Raw genomic sequence first — 18,029 nt, forward strand, 5'->3', positions numbered from 1 at the left:
CTCGGTCGGCCGCCTTCTGGCGGTCGTCCGTGACGACTCGAGATCCATCGCCATTTTGCTGGGGGCGCGCCATTCCATGGCACGTCTTTGCAACGACAGGCCATGAGCGCCGCGGAGAGGTTGAACAACTATTGGAGCGCGGACCTCCAGGTCCGCTCATGAGCATGAGCGGACCTGGAGGTCCGCGCTCCAAAGATCGCCCCCAGCAACGAGTCGACCCAACGTCAGCGTCACCCGCCCGCCATCAGATCGGCCAGCGCCGGATCGGCGGCGATCTCGGCCGCCGGCCCCGCACGCACGACGCGGCCGCGGCTCAGCACGACGGCGCGCTGCGCCACGCCCAGCGCCAGCGCAGCACGCTGCTCGGCCAGAAGGATCGCCGTGCCGTCGGCGGCGAGCGCCGCCAGCCGGCGCCACAGCTCGGCGACGACGGCGGGGGCGAGGCCGAGCGTCGGCTCGTCGAGCAGCAGGAGGCGCGGCCGGTTCATCTGCGCGCGCGCCAGCGCCAGCATCTGCTGCTGGCCGCCGGACAGCAGCCAGGCCCGCGCCCCAGGGCGCTCGCCCAGCATGGGGAAGAGCGCCAGCATCTCCTCGACGCGCCGTTCGCGCGCGCCGGCCGGCAGCGAACACGCGGCCTGGAGGTTCTCGCGCACGGTGAGGCCGGCGAAGACACGGCGGCCTTCCGGGACATAGCCGACGCCGCGGGCCACGCGCCGCTCGACGCCGAGCGCCGTCACGTCCTCGCCGAACAGCACGACCGGCCCGGGCCGGAAGCCCAGCACCGTCTCCAGCAGCGCCGTCTTGCCCGCGCCGTTGCCGCCCAGCAGGGCCACGATCTCGCCGGCGCCGAGCGAGAGATCGCCGACGTCGAGGACCGCGCTCACGCCGCCGCTCCGTCGAGCCCCAGGAAGCTCGCGCGCACGCGCGCGTCGGCGCGGACCGCGGCAGGCGTGCCGCTCGCGATCACCGCGCCGCGTTCCAGGCACACGAGCCGGTCGCAGGTGCGCGACAGCAGCTCGATGTCGTGGTCGACCACCAGCACGCCGCGGCCAGCGGCACGCAGGCGGTCGAGGAAGGCGGCCAGGCTCTGCCGCTCGCGCTCGCCGGCGCCGGCCGCCGGCTCGTCGAGCAGCAGGAAGGGCGCGCCGCCCACCACCGCCCGCGCGAGATCGGCCGTCTTGGATTCGCCGGGCAGCGGCGGCGCCTGGAAGCTGCGGCCGATTCCGGCGCGGGCCACTTCGTGTGCCGGCAGCCGCTCGATGCGCCGCCCGTCGAGGGCGATGGCGCCGGCGTCGGCGCGCTCGAGGCCGCTCACGACGTTCAGCAGCGTCGTCTTGCCCGATCCGTTCGGCCCGATCAGGCCGACGATCTCGCCGCGCTCGACCGAGAGCGAGACGGCAGCCAGCGCCTCGACCCCGCCGAAGCGCTTCACGACGCGATCGAGCACGAGGCGCCGGGGACCGGCAGCGGGCGGCAGTTCGTCCGGCAAGGCGGGCGCGGGCGGCACGGGCGGCGCGGCGCCCCGCCGGCGATCGATCCAGCCGGCCAGGCCCTCCGGCGCCCAGAGCACCACGGCGAGAGTTGCCGCGGCATAGGCGATCAGCCAGGCACCCTGCAGGCCGCGCAGCAGCTCGGGCAGGCAGACCGCAAGGATGGCGCCCAGCACCGCGCCCATCGGATGGCGCGCGCCGCCCAGCACCACCAGGGTGAGGCAGAGCACCATGATCGAGAAGCCGGTCGCCTCCGGCGAGACCACGCCGCTCACCGCCGCCGAGAAGCCGCCGGCCAGTCCCGCCAGCGCGCCGCCCGCGACGAAGGCGATGAGCCGCCAGCGGCCGGCGTCGATGCCGAGCGTGGCCGCGGCGAGCGGCGCCTCGCGCAGCAGCCGCGCCGTCTCGCCCAGGCGTCCGGCGAAGAGACGGGCAGAGACGAGCACGCCGGCAATGAGGCAGAGCCACACCGCCGCCAGCAGCGCCAGGCCGCGCGGCAGCGCGGCGCCGAAGCCTGCCAGACCGTTGGCGCCGCCAGTGAGGGACTCGGCATTCACCGCCGCCAGCGCGACCAGCGAGGCCAGCGCCAGGGTGGCGAGCGCGAAGTAGTGCGACTGCAGGCGCAGCAGGGGGACGGCGACCAGGGCCGCCGGCACGGAAGCCGCCAGCACGGCGACGGCGAGGGCGAGCGGACCCAGCAGCGGCGCCGTCAGGGCCGCGCCATAGGCGCCCAAACCGAACAGCGCGCCCTGCGCCAGGTTGAGCGCACCGAGCTGGCCGAACACGAGCTGGTAGCCCAGCCCCATCAAGGCGTAGATGCCGATCAGCACCACCATGCGCTGGCCGAACGGCGGCAGCACGATCGCCGCCAGCACGGGCGGCGCCAGCAGCACGACGAGCCAGAACGCTGGTAGCCGCAACGCTGGCAGCCAGAATGGCGGCAGCCCGCGCATGTCAGGCGCGCCGGCCGACCGGCTCGCCCAGCAGGCCCTGCGGCCGCAGCGCCAGCACGGCCAGCACGCAGACATAGAGCGCGGCCGAGGCCCAGACGTCGCCGAAGCGGGCCGAGACGAAGGTCTCGAACAGGCCGATCGCGAGCGCCCCCAGCAGCGCGCCGGGCAGGCTGCCCCAGCCGCCCAGCGCCACGGCGATATAGGCCTTGAGCATGTGGCCGGCGCCCTGGGTCGGCGCGACGAGGAACTGATGGCCGAGCAGGAAGCCCGCGATGCCGGCCAGCGCGCCGGCCAGCGCGAAGGACAGCATGACGATGCGGCCGACCGGGATGCCGACGGCGCGCGCCATGTGGCGGTCGGCGGCGACGGCGCGCATGCGCCGGCCGGTCTGGGTGCGCTCGAGCAGCAGCCAGGTCGCGGCGACCAGCACGCCGCCCACGACGACGATGGCCAGCGGCTGGCGGCCGAGCACGAGACCCGCGACCTCGAACGAGCCGGTGCCGGCGAGCGGCGGCGCGCTGAGCGGCGCCCCGCCCATCGCGAGCGTCAGGCTCTGCTCGATCAGGGCGGCCAGCGCGATGGTGGCGACGAAGGTGGCCTCGGGCGGACGGTTGGCGAGCGGGAGGATGGCGATGCGCGCCGCCACCATGCCGGCGCCGGCCAGCGCCAGCGCGACCAGCGGCAGCAGGAGGACGCTCGGCAGGCCGGTCGAGAGGCCCACGAACACAGCGAGCGCGCCGCCCAGCACGACGAGGTCGCCGTGCGCGAAGTTCACGGCGCCGGCCGCGTTCAGCGCCAGCACGAAGCCCAGCGCGACCAGCGCATAGGCCATGCCCAGCGCGAGCGCGTTCAGCAGGAGTTGGACGGTGATGGGTGCCAGTCCGCCGGCGTCCGCGTCGTCAGTGCTCGCGCGGGGCGTGCTTGCCCAGGATGCGCTGCAGCGTGCGGCGATGCATGTTGAGACGACGCGCCGTCTCCGAGACGTTGCGGTCGCATTGCTCGAACACGCGCTGGATGTGCTCCCAGCGCACCCGGTCGGCGGACATCGGGTTGCTGGGCGGCGGCGGCAGCTTGCGGCCGTGCGCCACCAGCGCCTGCTCGATCGCATCGGCGTCGGCGGGCTTGGCGAGATAGTCGACGGCGCCTTCCTTCACCGCGGCGACGGCGGTGGCGATGTTGCCGTAGCCGGTCAGCACGACGATGCGGATGTCGGGGCGCGCCTGGCGCAGCGGGCCGACGAGCTCGAGCCCGTTGCCGTCGCCCAGGCGCAGGTCGAGCACGGCAAAGGCCGGCGGCCGCGCCGTCTGGGCAAGCGCCTCGGCGACCGATCCGACCGCGGTCACGATGAAGCCGCGCTGCTCGAGCGCGCGCGCGATGCGGTTGCGGAACGCCGCGTCGTCGTCGGCGATCAGCAGCGTGCGGTCCTTGTTGTTCGTCGCGCCGGCGATGGCGGGCGACACGGGGCGGCTGGCACCTGTGTCCTGGGTCATGGCGACTCCTTCCACATGGGGCGCTATGTAGCCTTGAAGACCGGATTTGGCCAGCGCACCGAAACCAGGGCGCCGCCGCCGGATTCGCGGCGGTTGCCGAAGGTCACGGTGGCGCCGGTCCGCTCCAGCAGCGTCTTGGCGATGAAGACGCCCAGTCCCATGTGTCCTCCCTCGCCCTGGCGCGTCGAGATGAAGGGCGTGCCGAGCTCGTCGAGCAGCGCCTCGGAGAAGCCGGGGCCGTCGTCGGTGACCTCGACCTCCGACCAGGACGCCGTCCAGCGCGTGCTGATCACCACCTCGCGCCGCGCGAAGGAGAAGGCGTTCTGCACGATGTTGCCCACACCCTGCATCAGCTCGGGGCTGCGCACCTGGATCGGCGCCGTGGCCGGCACGCCGTCGCCGACCGGGCCGGCGCGGAAGCTGATGGCGATGCCCTCGCGCCGACAGGGCTGGGCTGCGGCCTCGATCAGGGCGGGCAGCGGCACCAGCGTGTAGGCGTCCGACACGTCGCCGGCGGGATCGACCGAAAGGCGGGCCAGGATCGTCCGGCAGCGTTCGGATTCGGCGGACAGGAGCTCGACATCCTCGCGCAGCGGATCGTCGGGCTCGACCTCGCGCAGCATCTCCTTGGCCACGACGGCGATAGTCGACAGCGGCGAGCCGAGCTCGTGCGCGGCGGCGGCGGCCAGCGCGCCGAGCGCCGACATGCGCTGCTCCTGCGCCAGCGACGCCTGCGCGGCGGCGAGCGCATCGGCCATCTGGCGCGCCTCCTCGGCCAGCCGCCAGCCGTAGAGCGTCACCAGCAGCGTGGTGAGCGTGAGGCCCGCCCACACGCCGGCGCGGTAGATGTCGGGCAGCTCGGGTGGCGGGCCATGCCACGGCAGCGGCTGGTGGAACAGGCCGAGCAGCGAGATGCTCGCCATCGTCAGCATCGACAGGACGATGTTGCTGGTGAGCGACAGGATGGTGGCGCCGATGGCGACCGGTGCCAGCAGCAGCAGGGCGAAGGGATTGACCAGCCCGCCGGTGAGATAGAGCAGCACCGCGAGCTGCAGGATGTCGAAGGCGAGGAAGATCGTGGCCTCTCGATCGTCGATGCGTGCCGAGGCCGGCCGGCCGAGGCTGACCGTGAGGTTGAGCAGGGCCGACAGGGCGATCGCGCCGCCGACCGCCAGCAGCGGCAGCTTGAAGCCCAGCCCCCAGTGGACGACGGCGGCGGTGAAGAACTGGCCGGCGACGGCGGCCCAGCGGATGAGCACCAGGGCGCGCAGGCGCACGCCGCCGCGCGGCAGCATCGCGGCCGCCACCGGACCGCCGAGCCGCGGCCCGCCGGCAGCCGACGGGACCGTCTCGGCGGGGTCCGCCATGCCGCTACTCCTCGAGCATCAGGTGCTTGCGATGCACCGTGGTGAAGAGCGGGATGCGACGCTGGGCGGCGCGGTTGGGCGGCTCCTTCACCAGGCGGCCGATCTCGCCCAGGATCAGGCCGGTGATGGTCGGCAGCGGCAGCTCGCGCGCCTCGTCGAGGCGTACCCAGCGGATGTCGCCGAGCTCGCTGGAATGGCGGATCTCGCCCGTCGCATCCTCGGCGCGGGCCATGAAGAAGCGGGCGTTGAAGCGGCGCGGCCGGCCGGGCGGCGTCACGGCGCGGGCGATCAGGTCGAGGCGATCGAGCGCGGGGCCGAAGCCCTTGTCGAGGAAGCCGCGCCAGTGCTCGCCATAATCCTGCTTCGGCGGACCGTCCTTGAACGGCTGGGCCAGCATCAGGCCGGTCTCCTCGAAGGTCTCGCGCACGGCCGCCACCGCGAGGGCGCGGGCGCGCTGGGCGGTCGCCGCCTTGCGCAGGCGCTCGTCGACGAACCGGTCGAGCGGCGTCGCCACCGGCACGCGCGCATCGTCGGGATCGACGCGGCCGCCGGGGAAGACGTAGCGGTTGGGCATGAAGGCGTGCTTGGCGTCGCGGCAGCCCAGCAGCACCTCCGGGACGTCGCCCTGCTGGCGCACCAGGATCAGTGTCGCGGCATCGCGCGGCCGCAGGTAGGGGTACTTCTGGTCGATCTTCTCGACCGGCCGCTCGCTGCCCGGCTTCAGCACCGGCGTCGAAGGAGAATGGTCGTAACCCTTGTCGGTCCCGCGCACGACGGCATCGGCGGGAATGCTTCTTCTGCTCATGGGCTCGAAAATAGAGCAATGACCCATCCTCCCCAAGCGAAGCTTGGGGAGGTGTCGGCGTCTTCCGCCGACGGAGGGGTCGGAGACGTCATGCGTTGCTCGTGACCCCTCCGTCCGCTGCGCGGACACCTCCCCACGCCATGCGTGGGGAGGAATTTGAACCCTTCAGAACGCCCACTCGACGGGCGTGTCGGGGCGGAAGACCAGGATGCTCTTGCCGCCGCCCGGGACCTCGACCGTTTCCGGCGCGTCGAGCGGGGCGGCGCGCAGGGTGATGCGCGCCTCGTTGGGCGCGAGGCCGTAGAAGCGCGGGCCGTTCAGCGAGGCGAAGGCCTCGAGCCGGTCGAGCGCGCCCTCCTCCGCGAAGACCTGGGCGTAGACCTGCATCGCCACCGGCGCGTTGAAGATGCCGGCGCAGCCGCAGGCGCATTCCTTGGTGTCGATCGTGTGCGGCGCGGTGTCGGTGCCGAGGAAGAACTGCGCGCTGCCCGAGGTCGCGGCGCGGCGCAGCGCCAGCCGGTGCTCCTCGCTCTTGGCGATCGGCAGGCAGTAGAGATGCGGACGGATGCCGCCCTTGAACAGGGCGTTGCGGTTGTAGCTGAGATGGTGCGGCGTGATCGTGCCGCCCATGCGCGGCCCGTTGGCCTCGACGAAGGCGACGCCCTCCTTGGTCGTGATGTGCTCCAGCACGACCTTCAGTCCCGGATGGCGGCGCAGCAGCGGCGCCAGCACCTTGTCGAGGAACACCGCCTCGCGGTCGAAGATGTCGACCTCGGGATCGGTCACCTCGCCGTGGACCAGGAGCGGCATGCCCGCCTTCTCCATCGCCTCGAGGCCGCGGGCGATCCTGTCCATCGAGGTGACGCCGTGCGCCGAGTTGGTGGTGGCGTGCGCCGGATAGAGCTTGGCCGCGACCCAGACGCCCTGCTGCTTGCCGTTGGCGAGCTCGACCGGATCGGCGCCGTCGGTCAGGTAGCAGGTCATCAGCGGCTCGAAGGCGAGCCCTTCCGGAACCGCTCTGCGGATTCGGTCGCGATAGGCCGCGGCCTCGGCGATGCGCGTCACCGGCGGCACCAGGTTGGGCATGATGATCGCACGGGCGAACTGGCGGGCGGTGTGGATCGCGCACGCCTGCAGCATCGCCCCGTCGCGCAGATGGACATGCCAGTCGTCGGGCCGACGGAGCGTGATCGAGGCAGGCGGGCTCATTTGCGTTTTCTACGCTTGCTCCGGCGCGGGCTCCAATGTTGATTGCGGGCATGAACGCGTTGAAAGAGGCGATCGCCTTCGCCGAGGCCGCCGGGTCGCAGTGGCCCGAGAGCATGCACATGCCGGACGGCCAGTTCGTCATGACCTACGATTCCGGCGAGAAGGCGCCCGACAACGAGGTGCTGGGTCCGGTGACGCCGCGCGGCGGTCCCGCCGGCATCGTCTATCGCGGGGACAAGCTCGTGGCGGAATGGGGCGATGTCGGCCGCGCCGACATGACATTCAGCGTCGCCAAGAGCTTCCTCTCCCTGCTCGCCGGCCTGGCGGTGGGCGACGGGCTGATCCGGAGCCTCGACGACAAGGTGGCGCCCACCGCGCTCGACGACGGATTCGAGAGCGAGCAGAACCGCGACATCACCTGGCGCCACCTGCTGACCCAGACCAGCGAATGGCAGGGCACGGTGTTCGGCAAGGAGGACCGGATCGACCACAACCGCGTGGTCGGCGTCGCGGTCGCCGACGCGCCCAAGGGCACGCGGCGGGCGCTGAAGAAGCCCGGCACCTTCTACGAGTACAACGACGTGCGCGTGAACCGCCTGTCGCTGTCGCTGCTGCAGGTCTTCAAGGAGCCGCTGCCGTCGGTGCTGAAGCGACGCGTCATGGACCCGATCGGCGCGTCGGCCGGCTGGCGCTGGGACGGCTATCGCAATTCGACGGTCACGATCGACGGCAGGGACATGGTCTCGGTGCCGGGCGGCGGCCACTGGGGCGGCGGCATCATGATCTCGGCCCGCGACCTCGCCGCCGTCGGCCGGCTGGTGGCGCAGGGCGGCATGTGGGACGGAAGGCGCGTCCTGCCCGAAGGCTGGACCGCGGAGCTGGTGAAGCCCTGCCCGGTCGCGCCCTTCTACGGGCTGATGTGGTGGCTCAACACCGACCGGCGGCAGTTCGCGGCCGCGTCCGAGCGCAGCTACTTCGCGCTGGGCTGGGGCAGCCACATCGTCTGGATCGATCCCGACCACGACCTCGTCACGGTGCTGCGCTGGATCGACCGCAAGAAGGCGCCGGGCTTCGTCGAGCGGCTGCTGGGCGCGATCGCCCCATGAGCCTCGACTATTCGGCCGTCCCGCGCATGCCGGACGGCCGCACCGCCGCCGAGCACATTGGCGCCGTCGAGGCCACCGGCCGCGCCATCCGCGTCCCGATGGGGAACGGCGGGACCATGATGTGGCACGCCTGGGGCGAAGGCTCGGGCAAGCCGATCCTGCTGCTGTTCCACGGCGGCTCGGGCTCGTGGATCCACTGGATCCGCAACGTCCAGCCGCTGTCTCGCCACTTCACCGTCTACGCCGCCGACCTGCCCGGGCTGGGCGACAGCGATCCGCCCGACGACGTGCGCGACGTCTGGTCGGTGACGCGCTGCGTCGAGGCGGCGATGACGGCGCTGCTGCCGCCGGACGCGACCCTCGCCATCACCGGCTTCTCCTTCGGCGGCATGATCGCGGGCCACATCGCGACCCTGTTCGCCGACCGCATCCGCCGCATCGTCCTGGTCGGCGCCGGCGGGCTGAAGGCGACGCGCAAGCCGGGGCCGAAGCTGCACAAGCTGCTGCCCGAGATGCCGGCCGAGACACTGGCCGCCGAGGCCCGCCGCAACCTCGAGATCCTGATGATCCACGATCCCGCCAAGGTCGACGGCGTGGCGATCCACATGCAGATCCTGAACACGACGCGGGCCAAGACGCGCAGCCGCGAGATGGGCCAGGCCTTCCGGCTGAGCGAGGTGCTGCCGCGCGTGACGGTGCCGCTCACCGGCATCTGGGGCGAGTTCGATTCGACGACCTATCCCCACATCCAGGAACGCATCGACCTTTTCCGCGCCCTGCAGCCCGACTTCGAGATGAACGTCATCCCGGGCGCCGGCCACTGGGTTGCCTACGAGGCCGCCGAAGCGTTCAATGAGAAGCTGATCGGGATTCTCAGCGGCTGACGCGGCATTTTCTTCTGGACCGCGAGCCTCCGGCTCGCTCGGGATCATGAGCGAGCCGGAGGCTCGCGGTCCGGAAGACACGAGGAGATCACCATGCAGACCGACGTCTCCGAAATCGCCGACGGCGTCTATCGCCTCTCGACCTTCGTGCCCCAGATCGGGCCGACGGGGTTCACCTTCAACCAGTTCCTGGTCGATGCCGACGAGCCGCTGCTGTTCCACTACGGCCAGCGCGCGCTCTTCCCGCTCGTGTCGGAGGCGGTGCGGCGCGTGATCCCGCTGGAGAAGCTGCGCTGGACGACCTGCAGCCATGTCGAGGCCGACGAGAGCGGCGCGCTCAACCAGTGGCTGGCGGCCGCAATCCACGCCACCCCGGCGCACGGGCAGGTCGGCTGCAACATCTGGCTGACCGACATGGCCGATCGGCCGCCGCGCGCGCTGAAGGACGACGAGGTGCTGGACCTCGGCGGCAAGCGCGTGCGCTGGCTCGACACGCCGCACGTGCCGCACAACTGGGACGCCGGCGTGATCTACGAGGAGACGACGGGAACGCTGTTCAGCAGCGACCTCTTTACCCAGATGGGCCCGGCCTCGCCCACCACCGAAAGCGACATCGTGGGGCCGGCGATCGCCACCGAGAAGGCCGTGCCCTTCATGCCGGCGACGCCGCTCGCCGCGCCGACCCTGCGCCGGCTGGCCGCCCTCGCGCCCACCACCATCGCGCTGATGCACGGCCCGACCTTCAAGGGCGACGGCGGCGCGGCGCTCACGGCGCTGGCGGACCATTACGACGCGCGCCTGTCTCCCGCCTGAGCGAAGCGCAGGATCTCGCACGGGGCGCGACCGTCAGGGCGAGCCCTTGAGCCCCAGCGAGTCGAGATAGCTCCAGCGCACCACACCGTTCCGGAAGCGGATGCCGTCGAGGTACTGGGCGATGGCGCGGTCGACCAGCGCCGCGTCGGGACGGTCGGCCCGCTTGCCGTCGGCGAAGGCCACGATCTCGTTCCAGCCCTCGGGCCGCGGGATCGACACGATCGTCGATTGCGTGTCGAGGTTCTTGTAGGTCCAGAACGACCAGCCGATGTCGTGCTCCTCGTGCAGGCGCCGGAAGCGCGCGTTCCATTCGTCGGTCAGCTCGCCGGTCTCGCCCAGAAACAGCGGCACGTCGTAGCGGTTGGCGAAGTTGAGATGGCGCTGGATCGAATCGCGCCGCGTGCTGGCCCAGAACGAATGGTACGTGTAGGCGAGGTTGTCGGCGAAGGGCGGGCCGAACATGTCGAAGCTCGAGCTCCACTGGCCGGCGGCCAGGATCACCACGCGTCCGGGATCGACCTCGCGGATCGCCGCCGTGACCTCCTTGTAGAAGGGCTCGAGGCGGGGATTGAGCGTCGCCACGTCGTGATAGGGCGCGATCGGCTCGTTCAGGATGTCGTAGCCCAGGATCACCGGGTTGCCGGCGTAGCGGAAGGCGATGGCGCGCCACAGCTTGACCGTGAGGTTGCGGTGGCGCGGCACGTAGAACATCAGCGGGTAGCCCGGCCCGTCATCGTGATTGATGCCGGTCTGCCCGCCAGGCGCGGCGTGCAGGTCGACGATGGCGTAGAGGCCGGCCTCCCTCACCCAGCCCAGCACGCGGTCGAGCAGGTACCAGCCCTCGCCGCCGACGGTGCCGTCCTCGCCCATGAAGAGGCGCCAGTGCAGCGGAATGCGCACGGTGTTGAAGCCCACCGACTTGATGAACCGGATGTCGTCGGCCGTGATGTAGGTGTCGCGGAACTGCCGCCAGAACGCGGCTGCACGCGCGGGGCCGAGCAGGCGGTCGAACGCGCCGTAGATCTGGCGCGGCGCCTTGGCGACCTCGAACTTGAACATGTAGCCCTCGGGCATCAGCCAGTTGCCGAGGCTGATGCCCTTGATGTGCAGCGTGCGGCCGTCGGGCTCGACGAACGACTGGCCCTCGGTTCGCACCAGGCCGCCGGCGGCTGCCGGCACGGCCAGCCCGACCAGGAGCAGCAGGGACAAGAGGACGCGCATCATCGCCACGAGCATCGCCCGGCGTGACAACGCCTTCAACCGCGTTAAGGTCCGGTCCGCATGCTTCTTGCCTCGCTTCTCCTGCCGATCGCGGTGCTGGCGATCGTGCTGCTGGTCCAGCGTCTCCGCCTTCCCGTCTTCCTGGCGATCATGGCCACGGTGGTGGTCTACGGCATCGCCGCCGACATGACCTTCCAGTCGGTCGGCAAGGCCTTCGGCCAGGGCTTCGCCACCGCGCTCGAGCAGGTCGGGCTTCTGGTCATCGCGGGCGCGCTCGCCGAGGCCGCGGCCCTGCGGGCGCCGCTCGGCACCGGCCTGTCGGCGGCGGCCGGCGCGCTGGCCGGGCTCGGACAATCGGCGGCGGGCGGCCTCGCCCTGCTGCAGGCGGCCGGCCAGGAAGCGCCGCGGCGGGCGCTCGGTCTCGCCCTGACGCTGCTGGCCGTGGCGTCCCTCGTCGCACCCTCGCCGCTCGCCGTCGCCGCGGCCTCGGTGATGAAGGCCGACATCCGCACGGCGCTGGCCGTCGCGCTGCCCGCCGTCGCGTCGGCCGTCGTGCTCGGCTGGTGGCACGTCGCCCGCCAGGTGCCGAGCAGCGACGTGCCCGGCCGGCTGGGCTGGGCCTGGCTCGCCGTGCTGATCCCGGTCCTCCTGCTGGTCCTCCAGGCGGTGGCGCAGATGCCGAGCGAGCCGCTCGGCAAGGGCGGCGCCCGCGAATTCTATATCGGTCTTTCCAAGCCGCTGATGCTCGCCACCATCGCCATCACGCTGGCTGTCCTTTTCGCCGGGCGCTGGCAGCCCTCGTCGCTGGCCGGACGCAGCTGGGCGCCTCTGCTGCTGGCCGTGGGCGCGGCCGGCGGCCTGTCGCGGGTGTTCGACGAGACCGGCATGGCCGAGCTCCTGGCCGAGCATGCGCTGCAGCCGCGCTACGGCATCCTGACCCCGTTCCTGGCGGCGGCCATCGTGAAGACGATGCAGGGCAACACGCTCACCGCCGTCCTCACCGCCTCGGGCATGGTCGAGCCGATGCTGCCGGCACTCGGGCTCGACAGCGCCACCGGGCGCGCGCTCGCCGCCGCCGCGGTGGGCGCCGGCTCGATCGCCGTCTGCCACGTCAACGACCCGTTCTTCTGGATCGCCGCCGCGGTCGCCCGCCTGTCGCCGGGACGCGCCCTCTACGTGATCTCGCTGGGCAGCGTGGTCATGGCCGTCGGCGCGCTGGTCGTGCTCGCCGTGCTGCGCCAGCTCCTGTAGGCCTCCTGTTCCCGCCCGCGCCGCAGCGTGGCTGTAACGCACGTGCGCCAAGGTCCGGCCGGGGAAATCATGGCATCACTGCAGCTTCACGCCCGACGCCTTGACGACGGGCGCCCACAATTTGCGGTCCTCGGCGAGGAATTCCGCGAAGCCGGCGCGTCCCGGCGGCGGCATGTCGAGGCCGAGATCGTCGGCCCAGCGCTTCTGGATCTCCGGCTACTTCATCGCCTCGGCGAGCGCGCCTTCCAGCCTCGCCAGGATCGGCTCGGACGTGCCGGCCGGGGCACCGAGTGTTTCCTCGGATATTTCTTTTCGTTCCAGTGAGCAGTGACATGACCGAACAGCCGCGGACCGTCCAGAGCTACATCGACCAGACGCCGTTCTGGCCGGACGGAACGCCGACCGTGTTCATTCCCATGACCCGGATGCAGTGGCGCATCTGGGTGCTGGCCTCGGCCGGCAAGTTCTTCGAGGGGCTGATCGTCTTCATGACGGGCGTGGCCCTGCCCCTGGTGGTCCAGGACTTCGGCCTCACGCCGGCCGGCAAGGGCCTGGTCGGCGCCGCCACGCTGGCCGGCATCATGGTCGGCGCGACGGCGCTCGGCGGCATGGCCGACACCTACGGACGGCGCCGCATGTTCGTGGTCGAGATGGCGGTCTTTGCCCTTTTCCTGTGCGGGCTGGCCTGGAGTCCCAGCCTGCCCTGGATGCTGGTCTTCCTGTTCGGCGTCGGGCTGGCGCTGGGCTGCGACTATCCCACTGCCCACATGATCATCTCGGAGAGCATCGCGACCAAGGACCGTGGGCGCCTGGTGCTGAGCGCCTTCGCGTTCCAGGCCGTGGGCGCGCTGGTGGGCACCGGGGTGGGCTATCTCATCCTCGCCAACCTGCCCGAGATCAGCGCCTGGCGGTGGATGTACGCGACCGCCATCGTGCCGGCGATCCTGGTCACGCTCGCCCGCCTCACGATCAGCGACAGCGGCCACTGGCTGATGAGCCAGGGCCGGCAGGCGGAGGCCGAGAGCGAGGTGGCGCGCCTGCTGGCCCGCGTGCCGCCCTATCCCAAGCGCATCCGGCTGAGCGGGCCGGCAACGGCTTCGCCGTCCCGCACCGGGCGCCGGGTCGGCGGCTGGACCGAGCTGTTCCGGCTGCCGGTTCGCCGCGCCACCATCCTGGCCGCCGTGCCGTGGTTCCTGCAGGACCTCGGCACCTACGGGATCGGCATCTTCACGCCGACCATCATCGCCCGCTCGATCGGCCACGAGATCGGCCAGCCGCACAACCTCACCGCCCTCATCGAACGCGACCTGCTGGCGGCCAAGGGCGCGGCCCTGCTCGACACGCTGCTGATCGTGGGCATCATCGGCGCCGTGCTGCTGGCCGACCGCGTCGGCCGCATCCGCCTGCAGATCCTGGGATTCATCGGCTGCGCCGTCGGCCTCGCCCTGGCGGCGCTGTCGGTCCACGCAGCCGAGCCGACGCGGAGCTTCCTGCTGTTCGGCGGCTTCATGCTGTTCAACTTCATGACCAACATCGGCCCCAACGCGCAGACCTACCTGCTGGCGGGCGAGGTCTTCCCGACCCGCATCCGCGGCAAGGGCGCGGGCTTCGCCGCCTCCTTCGCCAAGGCCGGCGCGGTGCTGACGGCCTTCCTGTTCCCCGTCGTGCTGGCCGACGTCGGCATGGACGCGCTGCTCGCCACGCTGATCGCGACCTCGCTGCTGGGCGCGTGGCTGACCTGGCGGTTCCGCATCGAGACGGCCGGCGTCAGCCTGGAGAAGATCGGCCAGTAGCCGACGCCGCGACCCCGCTTCCTGCAAGGGGCGCATGCCGCTCCGCCGATTCCGGCCGGGCGGATTGTGCTCTAGGGTCTGCCCCAATGAACGGGCCGATCGGGGAACTGCTCAGGACGCCGGACTTCCTCCGGCTATGGCTGGTGGGCGCCTTCGCCAATGCCATGCGCTGGCTGGAGCTGCTGGCCTCGGGCCTGTTCGCCTATGCGGTGACCGAGTCGGCCCTGGCGGCGACCGCCGTCGTCGCGGCGCGGCAGATCCCCCAGCTCCTGTTCGGCGCCTTTGCCGGCGCGGTCTCGGAGGCGGTGAACCGCAAGACCATGGTGATGCTGGCGCTGGTCGTGCCGGCCGCGGTCTCGACCCTGCTCGCCACGCTGGCCACGGCCGACGCGCTCCAGCTCTGGCACGTGGCGCTGGGCAACCTCGTCTCCGGCACGATGTGGGCGACCGAGATGCCGACCCGCCGGCGCATGGTGGGCGAGGTCGCGGGCCCGCACCGCATCGTGCCGGCCATCGCCCTCGATTCGGCGACCAATGCCGCCACGCGCATGATCGGCCCGCTGCTGGGCGGCATCGTCTTCCAGTGGCTGGGCATGCGCGGCGTCTACACCGTCACCGCCCTGGTCCAGTTCGGCGGCGCCTTCGCGCTGGCCGCCCTGGTCCATCCGCAGATCGTGCGGCGGCTCGACCTGGTGCGAATCCCGGCCGAGATCGCCGAAGGCGTGGCCTTCGCCCGCCGCCAGCCGACCCTGCTGCTGGTCTACGGCATCACGGTCTTCACCAATTTCTTCGCCTTCGCCTACTCCGGCCTGGTGGCGCCGCTCGGCATCGGCACCTTCCACGTGAGCCCGGCGCTGGTCGGCCTGCTGGCCGCCGGCGAGCCCCTCGGCGCCTTCACCGGCGGCACGCTGATCGCGGCCGGCCTGCTGCGCATGGACCGCCGGCTGGCCTTCGCCGGCGGCGCGGCGCTGTTCATGGCGGCCCTGGTGGCGATGGCGCTGTCGCCGTCCTACTGGCTCGCCTTCGCCCTCCTGGTGCTGGGCGGCCTGGGGACGGCAGGCTTCTCCAACATGCAGACGACGCTGATGCTGACCGAGGCGCCGCCCGAGATGCGCTCGCGCCTGATGGGCCTGGTGACGGTCGGCATCGGCACCGGGCCGCTCGGCGTGCTGACGGCGGGCGCGCTGGCGGCCGAATGGGGACCACGCGCCGCCATTCTCGCCATGGCGGCGACCGGCCTCGCGTGCACGGCGGCTCTGGCGGCCTGGCTGCGGCACCGTTCTTCCTGATCCCGTTCTCCGCGGCGCAACGTCGCCCGCACTCGCGGGTTGTCATGGCAAAACCGGAGGTTCCTGCATGCGTCACATTCTCGCCGCGGCGGCGCTCGTTTCCGCCCCGCTCTTCCACGTTCCGGCCGGCGCTCAGGCGCCGACCACAAGCGCCAACATCGAAGCGTCACGACTGCACGAATCGGGGCCCGCCGTCGTCGGCGGAACCGGCGCCACCGTCGGACCGAATTCCCGCAACCAGGCGATCACGCCGATGCCGGGCCTGCCGAGACAGGACGAAGAGGTGCTGATCAGCGAAAAGCCGCCGGTGACGATGCCCCCACCCGTTGTCCGGCCGGTGACGCCGCCGCCCAAGCGGTGATTCGCCGAGGCCTGTTCAAGGTCTTTTTTCGGAATTTTCGGCGCAACGCCCCGGGAGGGGTGTCGTTAGCCGGGTACGACCAACATCGAGAGAGAGGGAGTCCTCACATGCTCAAGCACATCGTGCTCGCCACCTTCATCACCTGCGGCGCCGCCGGCGCCTACGCCCAGACGGCCAAGAATCCGCAGCAGGCCGCGACCCCGCCGGCCGCCACGGCGCCTGCCCAGGCGACGATACCGTCCGCCGCTTCGGCCGACGCCAGCAAGCTGATCGGCCGCAACATCAAGAACACCAAGGACGAGACGATCGGCGAGATCAAGTCGATCTATATCGGCAAGGACGGCAAGGTCGACAGCGTCATCGCCAGCGTCGGCGGCTTCCTCGGCATCGGCGACCGCGAGGTCCGCATCGCCTGGTCCGAGCTCAAAATCTCCGACAAGGGCGAGCATGTCATGGTCAACATGACCAAGGACGAGCTGAAGGCCCAGCCGGCGTACAAGTACACCGACGAATCCTATCGTGGCCAGGTCTTCACCGACACCGGCCCGTACAAGCGGGACGAGGCGATGCGCAAGGACCGCGCCGCCGACCGCATGGCGAGCAACGACAAGAACGTGCCGGCCCGCGCGACCACCTCGACCGGCGACTTCAATGCGAATGGTGACATGTCGGCCGACGCCCTCATCGGCACCAACGTGAAGAACCAGAACAACGAGACGGTCGGCGAGATTGAGGACGTCTATGTCGGCAAGGACGGCGCCATCAAGGAGATCGTCGTCTCGGTCGGCGGGTTCCTGGGCATGGGCACCAAGAACGTCGCCGTGAAGTGGAACGACGTGAAGTTCTCGCGCGACGACAAGGACATCGTCGTCATGACGAACTGGACCAAGGACTCGCTGAAGGCGATGCCGGACTACAAGTACGAGCGCCGTGAACCGGTGACCAAGACCGGCGGCTGATCCTCGGAAAGATCGGAAGGCCAAGCGGACGGGCACCCGAAAGGGTGCCCGTCCTGCTTTTGCGCCTTATCCCGGCGTCAGCGCACGATGAAGGGCTTGGCCTGCGCATCGTAGTCGGCATAGCCCAGCAGGGTCCGCAGCTCCGGCGGGGCCATGGCGGACGCGGCCTCCGACTGGCCGGCCTTGAGCGCCGCCAGGCCCGCCTGCATGCCGGCGACCGCCGGCGACAAGAGTCCCGTCGGGAAGGTGCCGATCTTGAAGCCGAGCGTCGCCGCCTCCTTCTGGGATGGCGTGGCCCGCGGCGCCCCCGGCGACAGGACGACGAAGGACGGGCGCCCTGCCGCAGCGGCGACGGCACGCCCGATCTCGCCGTCGTCGGCCGGCGAATCGAGGAACAGGATGTCGGCCCCCTCCTCGACGTACATCTCGATGCGCGCCACCGCCTCGTCGATCCCCTGCGTCGGCCGGCAGTCGGTCCGCGCCAGCACCAGGATCCCTGAGTCCTTCGCGGCCTCGACGGCGGCGCGGATCTTCATGCGTGCCTCCTCGCGCGGCAGGCAGGGCTTGCCGGCGGACGTGAGTGCGCGCGGCGTGATCTTGTCCTCGATCAGGACGGCGGCGGCGCCGGCCCGGCCATAGGCGCGGACGGTGCGCTGCACGTTCATGGCGTTGCCGTAGCCGTGGTCGCCGTCGGCCAGCACCAGCAGGTCGGGCGCCGCGCCGCGCACCATCTGGAAGGAATCGAACATCTCGCCGAACGACAGGAGATCGAGGTCGGGCCCGCCGAGCCGGGCGGCAGCCACGCACGAACCCGAGAGGAAGGCCGATTCGAAACCGGCTGCGGCACTGAGCTTGGCCGTCAGCCCGTCATGGACGGCCGGCATGACGACGAAGCCGGGCTTCGCCAGCAGGGCGCGCAGGCGGTCCGGCGCGCTCGCGGCGGCGGCAACTGGGGCGTTCATGGACATCTCCTCCGATCGGTTCGATCGCGTACGATAGCAGACCGACGCCGCGGCAGGAGGCTCGCGGGCGCGGCAT

Annotated in this window: 18 protein-coding genes; 9 read left to right on the forward strand and 9 right to left on the reverse strand. The window is 71.4% G+C overall.

From position 1 onward, the window contains the following. Nucleotides 1-230: 230 nt before the first annotated feature. The 7 genes from ACO073_RS02245 to pyrC form a co-directional block, all read right to left on the reverse strand. Complete coding sequence (locus ACO073_RS02245; protein ID WP_421994836.1) at nt 231-884, reverse strand: ABC transporter ATP-binding protein; 654 nt, start codon at nt 882-884, stop codon at nt 231-233. Continuing rightward, entirely contained in the window at nt 881-2,443 is a 1,563-nt protein-coding gene (locus ACO073_RS02250) for an ABC transporter permease subunit (protein ID WP_421994838.1), read from the reverse strand. Before ACO073_RS02250 ends, ACO073_RS02245 begins: the two co-directional genes overlap by 4 nt. Nucleotide 2,444: 1 nt before the next feature. Then, a complete protein-coding gene (locus tag ACO073_RS02255) occupies nt 2,445-3,395 on the reverse strand; it encodes a branched-chain amino acid ABC transporter permease (protein ID WP_421997377.1) in 951 nt (316 codons plus the stop codon). After that, complete coding sequence (locus ACO073_RS02260; protein ID WP_421994840.1) at nt 3,343-3,933, reverse strand: ActR/PrrA/RegA family redox response regulator transcription factor; 591 nt, start codon at nt 3,931-3,933, stop codon at nt 3,343-3,345. Before ACO073_RS02260 ends, ACO073_RS02255 begins: the two co-directional genes overlap by 53 nt. A 23-nt stretch (nt 3,934-3,956) precedes the next feature. Beyond that, nucleotides 3,957-5,300, reverse strand: coding sequence for an ActS/PrrB/RegB family redox-sensitive histidine kinase (locus tag ACO073_RS02265; RefSeq protein ID WP_421994842.1), 1,344 nt, complete (start codon nt 5,298-5,300; stop codon nt 3,957-3,959). 4 nt (nt 5,301-5,304) lie between these two features. Beyond that, complete coding sequence (locus ACO073_RS02270; RefSeq protein ID WP_421994844.1) at nt 5,305-6,105, reverse strand: NUDIX hydrolase; 801 nt, start codon at nt 6,103-6,105, stop codon at nt 5,305-5,307. A 165-nt stretch (nt 6,106-6,270) separates the two neighbouring features. After that, on the reverse strand, nt 6,271-7,314 hold the full coding sequence (pyrC, locus tag ACO073_RS02275) for a dihydroorotase (RefSeq protein WP_421994846.1): 1,044 nt from the start codon (nt 7,312-7,314) through the stop codon (nt 6,271-6,273). Nucleotides 7,315-7,364: 50 nt separating this feature from the next. Between pyrC and ACO073_RS02280 the strand changes: the two genes are divergently transcribed. The 3 genes from ACO073_RS02280 to ACO073_RS02290 all read left to right on the forward strand — a co-directional run bounded on the left by ACO073_RS02280 (nt 7,365) and on the right by ACO073_RS02290 (nt 10,117). Then, entirely contained in the window at nt 7,365-8,420 is a 1,056-nt protein-coding gene (locus tag ACO073_RS02280) for a serine hydrolase domain-containing protein (protein ID WP_421994848.1), read from the forward strand. Next, complete coding sequence (locus ACO073_RS02285; RefSeq protein ID WP_421994850.1) at nt 8,417-9,304, forward strand: alpha/beta fold hydrolase; 888 nt, start codon at nt 8,417-8,419, stop codon at nt 9,302-9,304. Before ACO073_RS02280 ends, ACO073_RS02285 begins: the two co-directional genes overlap by 4 nt. A 93-nt stretch (nt 9,305-9,397) precedes the next feature. Next, nucleotides 9,398-10,117: an MBL fold metallo-hydrolase gene (locus tag ACO073_RS02290; RefSeq protein WP_421994852.1), complete on the forward strand. Its 720-nt coding sequence runs from the start codon at nt 9,398-9,400 to the stop codon at nt 10,115-10,117. A gap of 33 nt (nt 10,118-10,150) precedes the next feature. On the opposite strand, the gene ACO073_RS02295 is transcribed toward ACO073_RS02290, so the two are convergent. Next, entirely contained in the window at nt 10,151-11,341 is a 1,191-nt protein-coding gene (locus ACO073_RS02295; protein WP_421994854.1) for a glycoside hydrolase family 5 protein, read from the reverse strand. A gap of 57 nt (nt 11,342-11,398) precedes the next feature. Between ACO073_RS02295 and ACO073_RS02300 the strand changes: the two genes are divergently transcribed. The 6 genes from ACO073_RS02300 to ACO073_RS02325 all read left to right on the forward strand — a co-directional run bounded on the left by ACO073_RS02300 (nt 11,399) and on the right by ACO073_RS02325 (nt 16,991). Next, entirely contained in the window at nt 11,399-12,589 is a 1,191-nt protein-coding gene (locus ACO073_RS02300; RefSeq protein WP_421994856.1) for a hypothetical protein, read from the forward strand. A gap of 69 nt (nt 12,590-12,658) precedes the next feature. Continuing rightward, nucleotides 12,659-12,913, forward strand: coding sequence for a hypothetical protein (locus ACO073_RS02305; protein ID WP_421994858.1), 255 nt, complete (start codon nt 12,659-12,661; stop codon nt 12,911-12,913). A gap of 8 nt (nt 12,914-12,921) precedes the next feature. Further along, nucleotides 12,922-14,382, forward strand: coding sequence for an MFS transporter (locus ACO073_RS02310; RefSeq protein ID WP_421994860.1), 1,461 nt, complete (start codon nt 12,922-12,924; stop codon nt 14,380-14,382). Nucleotides 14,383-14,468: 86 nt separating this feature from the next. After that, nucleotides 14,469-15,671 (forward strand): MFS transporter, encoded by a 1,203-nt coding sequence (locus ACO073_RS02315; RefSeq protein WP_421994862.1) that lies wholly within the window; start codon nt 14,469-14,471, stop codon nt 15,669-15,671. A 67-nt stretch (nt 15,672-15,738) separates the two neighbouring features. After that, the gene (locus ACO073_RS02320; RefSeq protein WP_421994864.1) at nt 15,739-16,032 is read left to right on the forward strand and encodes a hypothetical protein; all 294 of its coding nucleotides are present in this window, start codon (nt 15,739-15,741) and stop codon (nt 16,030-16,032) included. A 107-nt stretch (nt 16,033-16,139) separates the two neighbouring features. Beyond that, nucleotides 16,140-16,991: a PRC-barrel domain-containing protein gene (locus ACO073_RS02325; protein ID WP_421994866.1), complete on the forward strand. Its 852-nt coding sequence runs from the start codon at nt 16,140-16,142 to the stop codon at nt 16,989-16,991. 77 nt (nt 16,992-17,068) lie between these two features. Here ACO073_RS02325 and ACO073_RS02330 read toward each other — a convergent pair whose 3' ends face one another. Further along, complete coding sequence (locus ACO073_RS02330; protein WP_421994868.1) at nt 17,069-17,953, reverse strand: isocitrate lyase/PEP mutase family protein; 885 nt, start codon at nt 17,951-17,953, stop codon at nt 17,069-17,071. Nucleotides 17,954-18,029 lie beyond the last annotated feature (76 nt).

Origin of the sequence: Reyranella sp. (genome assembly GCF_965229815.1) — a bacterium.
GTDB lineage: Bacteria > Pseudomonadota > Alphaproteobacteria > Reyranellales > Reyranellaceae > Reyranella.

Excerpts from the sequence above, each read along its gene's own strand:
- ACO073_RS02250 (WP_421994838.1), bottom strand. The coding sequence starts at position 2,443 with ATGCGCGGGCTGCCGCCATTCTGGCTGCCAGCGTTGCGGCTACCAGCG.
- ACO073_RS02260 (WP_421994840.1), bottom strand. The coding sequence starts at position 3,933 with ATGACCCAGGACACAGGTGCCAGCCGCCCCGTGTCGCCCGCCATCGCC.
- ACO073_RS02265 (WP_421994842.1), bottom strand. The coding sequence starts at position 5,300 with ATGGCGGACCCCGCCGAGACGGTCCCGTCGGCTGCCGGCGGGCCGCGG.
- ACO073_RS02270 (WP_421994844.1), bottom strand. The coding sequence starts at position 6,105 with ATGAGCAGAAGAAGCATTCCCGCCGATGCCGTCGTGCGCGGGACCGAC.
- pyrC (WP_421994846.1), bottom strand. The coding sequence starts at position 7,314 with ATGAGCCCGCCTGCCTCGATCACGCTCCGTCGGCCCGACGACTGGCAT.
- ACO073_RS02280 (WP_421994848.1), top strand. The coding sequence starts at position 7,365 with ATGAACGCGTTGAAAGAGGCGATCGCCTTCGCCGAGGCCGCCGGGTCG.
- ACO073_RS02285 (WP_421994850.1), top strand. The coding sequence starts at position 8,417 with ATGAGCCTCGACTATTCGGCCGTCCCGCGCATGCCGGACGGCCGCACC.
- ACO073_RS02290 (WP_421994852.1), top strand. The coding sequence starts at position 9,398 with ATGCAGACCGACGTCTCCGAAATCGCCGACGGCGTCTATCGCCTCTCG.
- ACO073_RS02295 (WP_421994854.1), bottom strand. The coding sequence starts at position 11,341 with ATGATGCGCGTCCTCTTGTCCCTGCTGCTCCTGGTCGGGCTGGCCGTG.
- ACO073_RS02300 (WP_421994856.1), top strand. The coding sequence starts at position 11,399 with ATGCTTCTTGCCTCGCTTCTCCTGCCGATCGCGGTGCTGGCGATCGTG.
- ACO073_RS02305 (WP_421994858.1), top strand. The coding sequence starts at position 12,659 with ATGGCATCACTGCAGCTTCACGCCCGACGCCTTGACGACGGGCGCCCA.
- ACO073_RS02310 (WP_421994860.1), top strand. The coding sequence starts at position 12,922 with ATGACCGAACAGCCGCGGACCGTCCAGAGCTACATCGACCAGACGCCG.
- ACO073_RS02315 (WP_421994862.1), top strand. The coding sequence starts at position 14,469 with ATGAACGGGCCGATCGGGGAACTGCTCAGGACGCCGGACTTCCTCCGG.
- ACO073_RS02320 (WP_421994864.1), top strand. The coding sequence starts at position 15,739 with ATGCGTCACATTCTCGCCGCGGCGGCGCTCGTTTCCGCCCCGCTCTTC.
- ACO073_RS02325 (WP_421994866.1), top strand. The coding sequence starts at position 16,140 with ATGCTCAAGCACATCGTGCTCGCCACCTTCATCACCTGCGGCGCCGCC.
- ACO073_RS02330 (WP_421994868.1), bottom strand. The coding sequence starts at position 17,953 with ATGAACGCCCCAGTTGCCGCCGCCGCGAGCGCGCCGGACCGCCTGCGC.